This is a genomic window from Gordonia sp. WA4-43 (assembly GCF_020520305.1).
Classification (GTDB): domain Bacteria; phylum Actinomycetota; class Actinomycetes; order Mycobacteriales; family Mycobacteriaceae; genus Gordonia; species Gordonia hongkongensis.
In genome coordinates, this window is record NZ_CP084736.1 from 2,038,330 (window position 1) to 2,054,740 (window position 16,411).

The following is a 16,411-nucleotide window of genomic DNA, read 5'->3' on the forward strand; positions in this document are numbered from 1 at the left end:
CAGCAGATCGGCGGCTGTCCCCGGCCTCGGAAGACCGGGCGGCGCCGTATGCGACCACTCACGTAGCGCCGTCGCTGCCGCATCGTCGGCGAGTTCGAGGTCGTCGATCAGCATCTCGGGCGCATCGGCGATCTGGCGCAGGATCTGCACCAGCACTGCCAAGAACACCTGGGCCTGTGCCTGCGTGAAGTCTCCGGGCAGATACTTGATCTTTGCGTGCAGACGGTCCCCGGCCGGCGTCGTTGCGAGATTCAGCGGGTAATGCGTGAAATCGCTCGCAGTGACCGAACGAACCTCGAGACCGACTGCCGACGTATCAGTGTCTTCCAACGACTCGGTGTCCACCGGATACGACTCATGCACCGCCAGCGTGTCGAACAACTCGCCGTGGCCGTGGGCCGAGAGGATCTCCGGCAGCGTCAAATGCTGGTGATCGAGCACCTTCACCTTGTCCGATTGCAGCCTACGGAGGACATCGGCGATGCTCGCCCCAGGGTCCACGTCGACCACCGCCGGCAACGTGTTGATGAACAACCCGACCATCGACTCGACATTCTCGAGGTCGGCCGGGCGACCCGACACCGTCTCCCCGAAAGTCACCACCCGGTTCCCGGTCAGACGCGACAGCAATACCGCCCACGCGAACTGACTGACCGTCGCGATGGTCACTCCCGCCGACCGGGCAACCTCGTGCAAAGCGCCCGTCAGTTCGGCGTCCAGCAGCACGTCCTCATCACGGGACAACACCTCGACTGCGCCGCCATGGCTCGATGCGACAAGCGTCGGCCCCTCCACCGGTGCCAGCACCTCACCCCACGCGGCCAAGCCCTCCGCCCGGTCCTTGGCCGAAAGCATCCGCAGGTACGAGGCGAAGTCGCTCTGCGGTGTGAACGGCACACCTGTCGCGTACACCGCCAGCACATCAGCCAACACCAACGGACCCGACCAGCCGTCCAAGATGATGTGATGGTTCGTCACGACCAACGTCGCAGCCCCACCGTGGCGGATCAGGGTGAACCGCAGCAGCGGCGGCGCAGCAAGGTCGAACGGTGTCATTCGCTGGTCCAGGGCGATCTCTTCCACACGTTCGGCGGCCACCGATTCGTCGGCATCATCCAAGTCCACCACCGACCACGGCAATTCGACCACGTCTCGAACCACCGAGACCACCGAACCCGAGCCGGTCGACACGAAACCCGACCGCAGTACACCGTGATGGGCGACCACGGCCTCAGCCGCTGCTCGCAACCGATCCTCGTCGACTCCGCCGCCGAGCTCGATCCGCGCCTGCGCCACATACACATCCACCGCACCAGAGATCTCCGCAGCCAACTCCGACTGGAAGTACAGACCACCCTGCAATGGCGACAACGGCCAGACGTCGGCATCCGGATAACGGCGCGCCAGCACGTCCAAATCCGCCTGTGTGACAACGGTTCCCGGGACATCCGACGGCGACAGACCGACCGGTTCCCCGGCTTCGACGACCGCGCTGATCGCCTCGAGTTCCGCCGACCAGCGCTCCGCCAAGTCGCTCAGGTCACGCACTGACAACACGTGCCCCGGGGCGATCAGCGAAGCGACCAGGTGCCGCCGCCCGTCGATCTGCTGCACACCGATGTTGATCGTCAGCGCCGCCTGCGCCGCCATGGCACCTGCAGGCGAAGTGTCGAACGCCGGTCCGGCGACCGCGGTGAACGCCGGGCTTTCGGCGTTCGTCTCGCCCGCAGTCGCGGCGCCCAGGTAGTTGAAGAGGATGGATGGGAGCGGACGCTGCGCCAACTCGGTGTCTGCGGCGTACCGCAGCCAACCGAAGCCGAGTCCGAAGTCGGGCTGCGACAGCCGCTCCTCCTTGGCAGCTTTCACCGCATGCACCACATCCACACCCGGATCCAGGCTCATCGGGGCTATGGACGTGAACCAGCCGACCGACCGGGAGAGATCGGCACGGACCGCGGACTCACCGGTGGCGAGCACGTCCTCGTAGCGACCGTGGCCTTCCAGGAGCACCGAGACCGGCGACGAGTCGGCGATCCCGTGCGACTGCTGCCAACCGCGTACCGCGCGGGCCAGAGCCGCGAGCAAAGCGTCGTTGACGTTGCCGGAGAAGACCTCTGGCACGGCGGCGAGGAGGGCATCGGTCACATCTGCGGCGAATCGGTGCGCGACGGTCTGGGAGGTGTGCTGCCGGTCCCGTCCACGATCGATGGCGGTACCGAAATCTGTGGGCTGCACCGGAAGTCGCTGCAGCCAATGTCCGATCTCGTCGGTGCGCACCGAAAGCCGTTCAGCGAGTTCGCCGAACCAGGTGCGGGCCGAGGTGCTGTTCTCGCGCAACTGATACGGCTGTCCCGCCGTTCGTTGCGCCCAGGCGGTGACCAGGTCCTCGATGATGGCACGCCACGAGACCGCGTCGACACCGATGTGGTGGATCACCATCAGGATGCGCTGTGCGCCTGCGGCATCGCGAACCAACACGGCGCGAACGAGCCGGCCGGTCGCCGGGTCCAGTCGCGCGGCAGCTTGAGCGTGGGCGGCAATCAGGTCTGCGTCGAAGCCCTCTGTACCGACCGTCGCGGTCGTGGACAGTTCGGTGACCGCGGCGATCTCGTCGAAGTCGCCGCCGGCGACCAGTTGCCAGCCGTTCGGCGTCTCGGTGAGTACGGCGGTGAGCATCGGATGATGCCGGACGACGACACCGAGAATCTCACTCAGTGCGCCTGGGGTCAGGTCGGCCGGCGCAGCCAGGACCAGAACCTGCGAGTAGTCGGCGAAATCCGCTGGTGAGTCCGAGAACTCGAGCATCCACGAGATCACCGGTGGCAGCACCGCTTCTCCCGTACCGCCGCCGGGAAGCTCGGCGAGGTCCGGCAGCGCGGTCCCCTCGCTCTTCATGGCCGCGGCCATCGCCCGGACGGTCTTGTGCTCGAAGATCTGTCGTGGGGTCAACGGATGACCGGCCGCGCGCATCGCGGACGCCAGCTGGATGGACATGATCGAGTCACCGCCGAGCGCGAAGAACGACTCGGTGACGCCGACCCGCTCGACGCCGAGCAGACCTGCGACCACGGTGGCCAGTTGCTGCTCGAGCGTCGACGCCGGAGCAACGTACTCGGTGTCGAGGACTCCGAAGTCCGGCGTCGGCAGGGCGCGCCGGTCGATTTTACCAGCGCTGCCCAGTGCCAGCTCGTCGACTGTCATCCACAGCGACGGCACCATGTAGGACGGCAGCGCTTCCTCCGCCACCGCCTTGACCGCCGCCACATCCACCGACGCCGGGGTGAGGAACGCGACCAGATGATCCGCCCCGCCGGGGGTCTGCACGACCGTGGTGGCCGCCATGACCACACCCGGCGCACCCGCCAGCACCGCCTCGATCTCACCCAACTCGATCCGCTGACCACGCAACTTCACCTGGAAGTCCGTGCGCCCCAGATACTCGATCTCACCTCCGGTGTTCCACCGCACCAGATCACCCGTGCGATACAGGCGCGTCCCCGGCGCACCGAACGGATCGGCCACGAACCGCTCCGCCGTCAGCCCCGGCTGCCCGGCATAACCGCGCGCCAGCTGCACCCCACCCAGATACAACTCACCCGGCACCCCCACCGGCACCGGACGCAACCGGGCATCCAACACCAGCATCGAGGTGTTCCACACCGGCGCACCGATGCTCACCACCTCCGGCGCATCCGACACATCCGCCCACGAGACGTCCACCGCGGCCTCGGTCGGACCGAACAGGTTGTGAATGCCCACCCGCTCGGGCAACACCGCCCGCGCCTTGGCCACCACCGCCGGCGCCAACGCCTCACCCGAGGCGAACAACCACGTCAGACTGTCCAGACCCGCCAACCGCTGCGGATCGACCACATCCAGGAACACCGACAACATCGACGGCACGAAATGCACCGACGTCGCCGCCGACTCCTCCAACAAACCCACCAAATACTCAGGATCCGTATGCCCACCCGGCCGCGCGATCACCATCGACGCACCCGCCATCACCGGCGCGAACAACTCCACCACCGACACATCGAAGGTGTAGGGCGTCTTCAACGTCACCCGATGACCTGTCGTCCAGACGAACACGTCCAGACTCCACCGCAACCGGTTGACCACAGCCCGGTGGGTCACCGTCACACCCTTTGGGCGGCCCGTCGACCCCGACGTGAACAGGGTGTACAGGGCGTGATCGGCACGCAACGGCGCCAACCGATCAGCGTCGGTCACCGCCGGCGCAGACAGGTCCACGGTGCCCCGCGCATCAACCTCCACGACAACGACGGCGCCAGCACGTCCGACGAGCTCATCAAGCCACGCCGGACGCTGCCCGGCCGCCACGAGAACCGCACGCACGCCCGCGGTCTCGCTCATGTACCGGGCACGATCAGCCGGCGCTTCGGTGTCAATCGGCACATACTGCCCACCCGCAGCGACCACCGCATGGATCGCCACCACCATCTCCACACTGCGGTCGATCGCCACACCGACCGCCACATCCGGGCCCACCCCCGCCGCGATCAACTCCCGCGCACACACATTCACCCGCGCGCCGAACTCTCGATACGACACACTGCGGCCCTCGAACCACAACGCCTCCGCCCCCGGAGTAGCTGCCACCTGCGCCGCAACCGCATCCGCCATCGTCTCCGCAGGCACCGCGTACACCGGACCCGACGACGCCGACAGCAAGGTCAGTCGCTCCTCCTCAGAGCCCAGCACCGCATCCGCCACCGGCCGCGACGGCACCGATGTCAGGTCCTCCAGCAGCCCCACGAATCGCGCCATCATCACCGACACCGACGACGCATCGAACAGATCCGTGGCGAACACGGCCGTCCCGGCCCAATCACCCTCGGTGCCGGACCGGATGATCACCGACAGATCCAGCTGTGCCGGCACCACCGGCGGATCGAGCAACTCGAAGCCGACACCGGCCACCGAGACCTCGAGGTTCTCCGCAGAACCCGCCGGATCAAACGACAACATCACCTGGGCCAGCGGCGAAAATGCCTCGCTGCGCACCGGATCCAGCGCCTCGACGACCGACTCGAAGGGCACGTCGGCGTGGGCGAAGGCGTCGAGATCCACGGTGCGGACCTGATCGATCAGGTCGGCGAAGGAGACACCCGGCTGCAACCGGGTGCGCAGCACCAGGGTATTGACGAACATGCCGACCAAGTGGTCGAGCGCAGACTGTCCGCGTCCGGCAATCGGGGTGGCGACGGCGATGTCATCGGTTGCGCTCAATCGCGACAGCAGCACCGCCAGCGCCGCATGGACGACCATGAAAGCCGTTGTTCCGCTGGCACGGGAAAGCTCGTTGATCCGCTCGCCGATCTCAGCCGGGATGGTGAAGGGCAGCTGCGCACCCTGATGGGAGGCGACCTTGGGACGCGGGCGGTCCGCCGGCAACTCCAGAACGTCGGGAAGGCCGGCCAGCTGCTCGCGCCAGTACCCGATCTGCTTGCCGATCACCGAGTTCGAGTCGTCGGGAGAACCGAGGACCTCGTGCTGCCACAGTGCGTAGTCGGCGAACTGCACTGCGAGCGGGGCGAATTCGGGCTGCGAGCCGGCGACGCGTGCCTGATAAGCGGTCACGATGTCGCCGACCAGCGGTGCCATCGACTCGCCGTCGGCGGCGATGTGGTGGACCACCAAGGCGAACACGGCGGAGCCGTCGTCCTCGGTGAGCAGGCGGGCTCGCACCGGCCAGTCCCGTGCGACGTCGAAGCCGGTGGCGACGGCTGCCACCACGTCCTCGCGGGACGACACGACCTGCCAGTCCAGTCGTTCACGCACCTCGTCCGCCGGGGACACCTGCTGAACGGGTGCGCCATCGCGGCTCGGGAAGACGGTGCGCAGCACCTCGTGACGGATCACGGCATCGACCACCGCTGCCCGCAGCGCCTCGACGTTCAGGTCGCCGGTCAGCCGCAGTACCGCCGGGAGGTTGTAGGTTGCCTCGCTCGGATCGAACTGGTTGATGAACCACATGCGCGCCTGTGCGAACGACAGCGGCACGTCCGCCGGCCGGGGATCGACCTTCACGATCGGCGGGAGCCCGGCCTCGACGTGGCCGGCTCGCTCGGCGAAGGCACGGACCGTCGGCGCTTCGAAGAGGTCCCGGAGGTTGAGTTCGACGCCGAGTTCGTCGCAGGCCCGCCCGACGATCCGCGCGGCCAGCAGCGAGTTGCCGCCGACGTCGAACACCGACTCGACCACGCTGATCTCGTCGAGGCCGAGCACCTCGGCGAAGGCTCGGGCGATGACCTCTTCGGTCGGCGTCGCGGGTGCGACGAACTCGGCCTGGGCGGTGATGACGGGCTGCGGCAGGGCTTTGCGATCGAGCTTGCCGTTGACGTTCAGCGGCAACTGCTCGAGGGTCATGATGATGTCGGGCACCATGTAGTCGGGGACCTTGGTGGCGGCCGTTCGCCGGATCTCGGCGGGGTCGAGTTCACTGCCGTCGGCGTTGGCGCCGACGACGTACCCCACCAGCTGGTCGGGAAAGCCCGGACGGGACTTGATGGCCGCGGCGGCCGCGTTCACCCCGTCGGCGGCCAGCAGCCCGGCCTCCACCTCGCCGAGCTCGATGCGGTAACCGCGCAGTTTCACCTGATCGTCGGCGCGGCCGAGAAATTCCAGGCTGCCGTTGCGGAAAATCGCGACGTCGCCGGACTGGTACATCCGTTCGCCGGGATCGCCGTACGGATCGGCGACGAAACGAGTGGCGTTGAGGCCGAATCGGCCTGCATAACCGCGGGCCAGCTGGTCGCCGGCCAGATAGAGATCACCCGGCACGCCGTCCGGGCACTTGGCGAGCCGAGAGTCGAGGACGTACATCCGCGAACCGGGAAGTGCAGCGCCGACGTCGCTGGCGGAGGTCGCCGCGACGAAGTCCGGGGTCAGCACCCGCCGGGTCATGTACACCGTCGCCTCGGTGGGCCCGTACATGTTGTTCAGTTCCGGACCGTCGTTGCCGTCGTAGCGCCGACGGTCGACGAACCAACGGCGCACCTGTTCGAAGTCGAGGGCTTCGCCGACGAAGATCATCGAGCGGACCGACTGCGGCATGGTGCCCGGTGCCGGCTCGCGAACTGCCCCGGCTAGCTGGTAGAACGCCGACGGCGTCAGGTTCACGATTGTCACCGACTCTTCGGCAAGAACCTCGACGAAGCGGTCGGGAGTTCGGGTCGTGAGGTAGTCGAGCACCACCAGACGGCCACCGAACGCGAAGGCAACCCAGATCTCGCCGACCGAAACGTCGAAGGCGTACGACTGGAACATCGTCCAGACGTCGTCGGGCGAGTAGTCGTACTCCTGGCCCATCGCCGACAGCAGCGTCACCACATCGTCGTGGGTCACCACCACGCCCTTGGGCTTTCCGGTCGACCCCGAGGTGTACATGACGTAGGCAGGGTGCGAGCCGTGCACGCGCTGCGGGATCGCCTCGTGACTTCGTGCGGTGGCCCGGGCGGTCACCGTGTCGATGGTGGTCAGGTCGACGGCCAGATCGGCCCACGCTGCGACGGTCTGCGAATCGGTGAGCGCGAGCACGGGATGCGCATCGTCGACGATGGCGGCAAGCCGGTCGAGCGGATGCGACTGGTCCAGCGGCAGGTAGGCGGCGCCGGATTTGACCACGCCCAGCAGCGCGACGATCAGGTCCGCGTCGCGCGGGAGGGCGACGCCCACCAGTTCTTCGGGACCTGCGCCGGCGGCGATCAGGCCCGCAGCCAGAGCATCCGACCGCGCGTCGAGTTCGGCGTAGGTGAGCTGGGTTCCGGCCATGTCGGTCAGCGCGATCCGGTCGCCGAACCGGGATGCGATCGACCGGAAGATGCCCGGGAGCGAACCCAGATCGGTGCTGCCGACGAGCGCGAATGCCGCCTTCCGCACCTGTTCCAGTGCGTCCTTGGTGGCCTCGGCGATCTCTTCGGGCGCACGTCCGGCGGCAACGGCCGGGGTGATCGCGGCACTGACGGCGACATCAGGATCGAGGCCCTGCGCGGCGAAGACACCTGCGGTCGCTGCCACCTGTGTATTCAGTGTGGTGAAGGTGACCGGCCCGGCCACCCCCTCGAAGGCGGTGACGTCTGGTCCGGCGACGGCGGCGAACGCGATCAGATCCGCTGTGGCCGGTGACGCCCCCCACGTCCGAGAGAAGCTTGCCGCCAGCACAGTGAGATCAGACACCAGTATCCTGCTCCGTTAAATCGGTGATGTTGCGGTGGGTAGACGTGGAAATTGCCTCGGTCGCGTTGCTCCGGATCGTCTCCAGCGCCACGCCGAGCCCACCCGGACCATCGGTGGCCAGCGACGGGACAAGACTCATCAGCGCGGTGACCAGCGCCGAGTCGGCATCCGGCAGCGCCGCCGCCATCGCCGTCGTCATCGCGGCCAGCGCGGCGAAGGTGACCTCCGAGCCTACTCCGGACAGGGCCGGGGCCTCCGGCGCCCGAACCGCGGCTTGGGCGACCAGTTCCGGAAGCGGAGCCGCCGGCTCCTCGGTGGCTTCCGGACCGGACGACAACTCGTCGCCGGTGGTGATCGAGATGTCGCCGACCACGATCGACGGATCGTCTGCGATCTGCTCCAGGATCCGCAGGTATCGCTGCGCGTACTTCTCGACGGTGGATTCGTCGAAGAGGTCCGAGGCGTACAGCAACTCCCCGCGCATCGGTCCGGGCGCCTGGCCCTGACCGAGATCGGCGGGATCGTCGGGGAACAGCGTGAGCTGCAGATCGACCTTGGCCGCGGTCAGCTCCTCGTGCACCGGCGAGACGGTGAGCTCGCCGAGGGACACCGACGGGAACTCGATGTTCTGGAACCAGAACATCGCCTGGAAGACAGGGCTGATCGCCGACGTGCGGGCGATGTCCAGCGCGGTGGTCACCTCGTCGAAGGAGACGTCGGTATTGGCCAGATCAGCCAGATCGTCGGCCCGCACCCGGGCCAGCAGAGCCGCGAATTCCTCGCCGGGATCGACGGTGGTCCGCAGCGCGAGGGTGTTGACGAACATGCCGATCACGTCCTCGAGAGCGGCATCGCTGCGGCCGACGTACGGTGTGCCGACGACGACGTCGGTACTCCCGGACAGCCGGGCCAGCATCAGGGCGTAGGCGGCCTGAGTCACCATGAACAGCGTCGCGTTGAACCGAGCGGCAACCGACTCCAGACCCGCGACCAGTTCGGCCGGAATCTCGAAGGGCACCGTGGCACCGTCGAAACTCGGCGTGGGCGGCCGTGGGCGGTCAGTCGGGAGGTTCAGCGACTCCGGTGCCCCGGCCAGGCGCCTGCGCCAGTAGGCCAGCTGGCTGTCCCGTTCGGTGATGCCGGCGGCGTCTGCCGCGGCCAGACGTTCGGCCTGCCACAGTGCGAAGTCCGCGTACTGAACTCGCAGTGGCACCCAGGCCGGCTCGTGGCCCGCGGTCCGTGCACCATAGGCGAGCATGAGATCACGCGCCAGCGGCACCATCGACACACCGTCGGCACTGATGTGGTGGATGACCAACACGACGACGTGCTCGTCGGCCGCGACATGCAGCAGGGCCAACCGGACCGGCGGGGCGATGGTGACATCGAAGCCGCGACCGGTGACTGCGGCGATCGCCGGTTCCAGCGCGCCGTGGACCGTCACCTCTTCGAGCGTGACCTGCCGGACGACCGAGTCGACGGTGCCGATGAATTGTGTTGGCTCACCGTTGATCATCGGATAGCTCGTCCGCAACGACTCGTGGCGTGCGAGGACGTCGGCGACCGAGGCCCGCAGGGCCGACACGTCGAGGGCGCCTTCCAGGCGCAGCGCCAGCGCGATGTTGTAGACCGGAGAGTCCGGGTCGGCCCGGTTGAGCAGCCACATGCCGCGCTGGACACCGGAGACCGGGACAGCCTCGGCGCGGACGTGTGGTCCGAGCGGAACCGCTGGCCGGCCGCCGATGAGTTCGACCGAGCGTTCGGCCAGTGCGGCCACGGTCGGGGCGTCAAACAGCGCGGCCACCGGGACATCGGCGTCGAGTGCGACGCTCAGTCGCGAAGCGACCTTGGTCGCGGAGAGGGAGTTGCCTCCGAGCGCGAAGAAGTCGTCGTTGACGCTGACCCGTTCCAGGCCTATCACCTGACCGAAGATGTCGGCGATCACCGATTCGAGCTGGGTCCGGGGCGCCTCGTAGGCAGCACCCGAGGCAAAGTCGATGAGCGGCAGCTTCTTACGGTCGATCTTGCCGATCGGGGTCCACTCGAAATCCTCCACTATCTGTACGGCGCGCGGAACCAGGAAGGCCGGCAGCCGGTCACCGACATAATCGGTGAGTTCACCGGCCGTCACCTCACTACCCGGGCCGAGCGTCACGTACGCTGCCAGAACCGTGTCTCCTGCGGGTCCCGGAATGCCCAGGGCGATCGCATGGGTGACCGCAGGGTGATCCATCAGTGCCGCTTCGAGCTCGCCCGGCTCGATCCGCTGGCCACGGATCTTGAGCTGGAAGTCCTGACGACCGTGGTAGTCGAACCGACCGTCGGGTCGCTGTGTGGCGCGGTCGCCGGTGCGATACATCCGGGTGCCCGGGGCGAACGGGCTCGCGACGAAGTTCGCAGCCGTCAGGTCCGGGCGGTCCAGGTAGCCCAGGCCCACCTGCTCACCGAGCAGATACAGCTCCCCGGTGACGCCGGTCGGGACCGGCCGCAGCCCACCGTCGAGGAGGACCACCCCGATTCCCTTGTCGACGGCGCCGATGGTCACGTCGTCGCCGACGCGGAACGGCCCGTCCCAGGTGACCCAGACCGCGGCCTCCGTCGGGCCGTAACCGTTGTTGATCTTTCGGTCACCCAACCTGGCCCACCGGTGGACAACCTCTGGCGAGAGTCGCTCCCCGCCGCACAGCAACCATTTCAGGGTCGGCACGTTGACCGGTTCCAGCGTTGCCGCAGCAGCCGGAGTCAGCACCGCATGAGTCACCTGATGTTCGGAGACAAAGGCTTCCAGTGCAGCCCCGGCGAAGGTGTCGAAGTCGGCGACGGCGACCTTCGAGCCCGCCAGCCAGGCCGGCACCAGCTCGCATATCGCCGCATCGAAACTCGGTGCACCCACGTGCAGCATGCACGAGGTCTCGGTCAATTCGAGATTGCGTGCCGTGTTCACCGCAAGGTTGGCGGCGGCCCGATTGCTGACCACCGCACCCTTCGGTTTTCCGGTCGAGCCGGACGTGAACAGGATGTAGGCGGCGTTGTCCGGACGGACCGGCCGCACCAACTCGGCATCGGTCACCGTGCGGCCGCTGTGCCCGGCCAGCTGCAGTTCATCGGTCTCGGAGTCGAGGACGATCCAGTCCACCCCGGCCGGCCGATCCGGCACCTCCGTGGAGGTGAGCCCCAGCGCCGCACGCGCGTCGGTGATCAGCCCGCTTCGGCGGTCGGCCGGGTGTCGTGGATCGACCATCACGAACGCGGCTCCGGCCTTGGCCACCGCCGCCATGGCCACCACCGACTGATGCGACCGCGGGATACTCACTGCGACGACGTCGCCGGCGCCGATACCGCGTGAGATGAGTTCGCGGGCCAGCTGATTGGTGCGCGAGGCGAACAGACGATATGTGAGCGTGCCATTCCCGACGATCGCCGGGCTCAGCGGAGCCGCCTTCGCGGCGCCGGTCTCAATCAGTGCGCGCAACGTTCCGGGGGTCTCCTGCGCGACGATCGGTTCCGACAGTGCCCGGACGGTTGCCTCATCGAGCAGGTCGATGCGGCCGAGCGGCGCATCCGGCCTTGAGACCAGCGCCTCGAGCACGGTGCCCAATTGGTCGCTCAGGGTCTCGATCCGGGAGGGATCGAAAAGGTCAGTGGCATAGCAGAGTTCGATCGTCATACCGCCGGAGGTGTGAGTCCGATCGGTCACCGCGACTTCGAGATCAAACTTTGCGATGCCCGGCCGGGCGTCGAGCAACGCGCCGCCGTGCCCCTCGATGCTCGCTGCCGAGGCGGTGTCCCGCTGCATGGTGAAACTCACCTGGAACAGCGGACTGTGGCTACGGGAACGTTGCGGTGCAACGGCTTCGACCACATGCTCGAACGGCACATGCGCGTGTTGCATCGCGCGGGTCCGGGTCCGGTGCGCGGCGATGATCGCGTCGATGGCCGTCGCCGCCGGCGTCACCGCAGTTCGTAGGACCACGGTGTTGACGAACATGCCGATCATGTCGGCGGTGGCCGGTTCATCCCGACCGGCGATCGCAGTTCCGATGGCGACATCGTCGACGTCGGCCAGGCGCCCGAGCACCGTTGCCAATGCCGTGTGCAGGACGGTGAACGGCGTGACCCCCAGCCGGGCCGCCAGACGGTGGATCTCGCCTGCGAGGTTCTCCGACAGCTCGGTGTCCACATATGCACCACGACCCGACGGTGTCCTGGGCCGCGCCCGATCGGCGGGCAACTCCAAGGTCTCGGCCAGCCCGGACAATTCCCTACGCCAGTAGTCGAGTTCGGAGCTCAGTTGCGACTCCGGATCGTCGGCTGCACCGAGAACCTCTCGCTGCCACAGCGTGTAGTCGGCGAATTGGACCGGCAAGGGGGACCAGTCGGGTTCGAACCCGTTGTGTCGCGCGGTGTAGGCGGTCAGGAGGTCGGTGACCAGCGGCCGCAGCGAAGCGCCGTCGCCTGCGATGTGGTGCAGGACCACCACGAGCACGTGGGAGCCAACGGAACGCAAGAGCGTTGCCCGGAAAGGGATCTGCGTGATCAGGTCGAACCCGGCTGACGCCTTGGAGGCGACCGCTGACGCGAGTTCATCCGCTGCCACCTCGTGCACCGGCAACGCGAACTGGTCCGCAACCTGCGGTAGCGCCGAGACTTCCTGGATCGGTTCACCTTCGACCGCAGGGAACCTTGTCCGAAGGACCTCGTGCCGGCCGAGAAGATCGAGCACCGCCGATCGCAACGCCGGAAGGTCGACGTCGTCTCCGAGTCGCACGGCGGCGGGCATGTTGTACGCGGCCGAGGCAGGATCGAGGCGGTTGATGAACCACAGTCTGGTCTGAGCGTAGGCGACCGGCATCGGTGACGGCCGCGTCATCGGACGCAACGGGATTCGTTCGTGAGCCGCTGGCGAATTTGCTACCCGCGCTGCGAGTTCCGCGATGTCGGCGCTCTCGAAGACATCCGCGAGTTGCACGTCGCGCCCACTCTCCCTGCGCAGCCGAGACGCGAGCCGGGCTGCGGTCAGCGAGTCAGCGCCTAGCGCAAAGATATTGTGCCGCAGTCCGATAGGGCCGTCGTCCAGCAGGTCGGCGACCACCTGCACCAATTGCTTCTGCGCGTCTGTTACCGGTGGCACGTACTCGACATCCGCGACCGAGGAGTACTCGGGAGCGGGAAGAGCTGCGCGATCGAGCTTTCCCGACGAGTTGGTGGGAAAAACGTCCAGCACCACCAGCGCGGCCGGAATCATGTAACGCGGAAGATTCCGCGCGCACCAATGGAGCAGGCGGTCGGTGAGTTCTGCCGCGTCGGCACCGGTGGCGGAGGACCGTACATAGCCGACGATCGCGGGAGAGCCGGTGTCGCTCCGCACCAGTACCGCGACGGTGTCCACGCTGCCCTCGGACAACAGCACCGATTCGATCTCGCCCAGTTCGACCCGCTGCCCGCGGATCTTGACCTGGAAGTCGGTGCGCCCAATGTACTCGATGTCGCCGTCGGCGTTCCACCGCACCAGATCCCCGGTACGGTACATCCGAACGCCGCTTCCGAACGGGTCGGCAACGAACCTCTCGGCGGTCAACGCCTCCCGCCCGACGTACCCGTCGGCAAGTTGCGCGCCACCAAGATAGAGTTCGCCCGCGACGCCAATCGGGACCCGACGCAGGCGATCGTCAAGGATGTACGTCTGGGTGTTCGGCACCGGCCGACCGATCGGAACCACCGTTTCGCCGCCGCGCACCGAGTACTCGGTCACATCGACCGCCGCCTCGGTCGGTCCGTAGAGATTGACCAACTGGGCATCGGAGGCCCTGACCACGCGCTCGGCCAACCGGGCGGGAAGCCCTTCGCCGGAAGCGAATACGCGTCTCACGCTTGGTGGTAGCAGCGGCGTTCCCCGCGGTGTGGCGTCTACGTACACCTCTAGCATCGACGGGACGAAATGCATCGTAGTCACGCCGCGGTGAGCGATCAGCCTGCGCAGATAGTCGGGATCACGGTGGCCATCCGCCTGGGCGATCACCATGCGCGAGCCGACCTGGAGCGGCCAGAACAACTCCCAGACCGAGACGTCGAAGGTGAACGGGGTCTTGTACAGAACCGCGTCCGCGTCGCCGATCGGATAGTTGACCTGCATCCAGGCCAGACGATTCGCGACGGCCGAGACCGGAACGTCGACGCCCTTGGGTACACCGGTTGAACCCGACGTAAAGATCACATAAGCGCTGTGTCCACGGCTGATGGGCGGTGCCGCGGGTGTCTCGGGGTCACCCGCCGACGCGGTGAAACCGATGGACACCAGATACTCGGCGTCGATGACCAGGCGCGGCTGCGCGGTCGCCAGGACCGCCTGGCGTCTGACCGCCGGCGCACCCGGATCCAGCGGCACATAGGCAGCCCCGAGCGACACGACCGCGTAGATGGCGACAACTTGCTCGATGCTCCGGTCGAGTTGCACGGCCACACGATCGTCGGGCGACACCCCTCGGGCCGCCAGGTCCCGCGCGACACAACGTCTCAGGGCGTCGAACTGCCCGTAACTCCACTCTCTGGTGTCGTCTGCCACCGCGATCCGGTCGGGATGCGCCGCCACCTGATCGAGGTATGCGTCCAGCAATCCGGGGTCGGTCGTCCCTGCGACCACAGGTCCTTCTTCGAACGCCGCCAACTGGTCGGCTTCTCCGGCCACCAGCAGATTCAGGTCGGGAACCGCCGTGTCGAGACGGCTGATGAACTCGTCGACAAAATCCAGGAAGCGCCGATGGTGCGACTCGATCTCCGCCTGCGTGTACAGGTTCGGGTTACCGTGAAGGTCCACGATCAACGGCGCATCGGGACCCGATTGGTAGAGGTTGACCAGCAGGTCTTCCAGCATGCCCGAGGTCAGAATTCGGTACTCGATGTCGGCACCGTCGATGACGATGGGCTCATCGAAGAAGACCATGTTGATTCGAGGTCCGAACCCGTAGCTGCTGCCATCGAGACCTGCGTCCCGCTTGATGTCCTCGGAGCGGTAGCGCTGATGTCGGAGTGCGCCGGTGAGCTCCAACTGCGTCGCGGCGATCAACTCCCGCACCGTCACGTCGAAGACGTCACGCAACCGGATGGGCAGGATGTTCGAGACCATCCCGCCGGATCGTTTGACGGCCGCGGTGGATCGGCCGGTGACCGGAAGACTCAGCACGACGTCGTCGGCGCCTGTCATCCGGGCGAGGAAGGCCCCGAACGCCGCAGAGAGCAGAACAGCCATCGAAGAATCGCAGTCGCGCGCGGTGGCGACAAGCCGCTGCTGAAGCCCCGGGTCGAGCTGAGTGCTGACGACGATGTTGTCCAGGACAACCGGGGCGTTGGCTGAACTGTGCGAGAGCGTGACCCGCTCGGGGAGGTCGCGCACCCGCGTCAGCCAGTGTTCCCGGTCCTTCATCCGGCGCGTACTGGTCTGGTAGGCGTCCTCGTACGCGACGATCTCGGCCATTGTCATCGGCGGCTTGTCCACCCGCTCCGCACCCCGACGCAGGGCGTTGTAGCGGTCGACAGTGCGACGCATGACCGACAGCGCTGCATAGCCGTCGAGGATGATGTGGTGACAGCGGTTGTACCAGAACGTACGGTCGGCGGCGACACGCAACAGCGAGATGACGATGAACTGATCGTTGAGGAGGTCGACGGGCCGTCGGTACTCCGCCTGCATCCAGGCGATCGCGGCCGCTTCCGGATCCGGCTCTCCGCGGAAGTCGAGGACGTCCATGTGCTGGTCATACGCGAGGTCGACGTACTGCATCGGCACGCCATCGACCTCGACCAGTCGCACGAAGGGCGACTCGACGCTCCTGCCGACCTCTTCGCAGCAGTTCACGAAGAGGTCGATGTCGAACCCTTCGGGCTCGTGCCGGATCACGACGTACTGGGCGATGTTCACCGAGTAGTCGTGAGAGAGTGTTTCCGCGAACCACATCCCCCGTTGGGCGGGTGTCAAGGGCAGTAGCTCGCGCGAACTCGTCGATACCTCGGGCTGCTCCGCCCCAACCATTGCTTCCAATCTCTCCTCGGCTCGCCGAAGTCGCGCCATCGTCGGCAGCGACTCGCGGTTTGTCACTGCGGTCGGCCGAGAGGCACCCGATCACTCCCTGTGGCTAGATGTGCGCTGATGCTGTCCGAAGCAACGGCGCCGATCATGGATTTGCGAGGGGTGCAGGCAGCGGACTCGCAGGCA

The 16,411-nt window shown here is 67.0% G+C and carries 2 protein-coding genes (1 of these 2 cut by a window edge); both read right to left on the reverse strand.

What is annotated here, in order from left to right; all coding sequences use genetic code 11:
* Positions 1-8,202: the beginning of a non-ribosomal peptide synthase/polyketide synthase gene (locus LEL84_RS09080; protein WP_226513851.1), read on the reverse strand. Its footprint begins 12,873 nt before the window's first position; the window shows 8,202 of its 21,075 coding nt (coding positions 1-8,202); it begins with the start codon at positions 8,200-8,202; the stop codon falls past the left edge of the window.
* Positions 8,195-16,267, reverse strand: coding sequence for an amino acid adenylation domain-containing protein (locus LEL84_RS09085; RefSeq protein WP_413466976.1), 8,073 nt, complete (start codon positions 16,265-16,267; stop codon positions 8,195-8,197). The genes LEL84_RS09080 and LEL84_RS09085 overlap by 8 nt, the downstream gene beginning before the upstream one ends.
* Positions 16,268-16,411: the final 144 nt, after the last annotated feature.

Bases quoted from the DNA above. Each gene is read 5' to 3' on its own strand.
- LEL84_RS09085 (WP_413466976.1), bottom strand. From the start codon at position 16,267: ATGGCGCGACTTCGGCGAGCCGAGGAGAGATTGGAAGCAATGGTTGGG.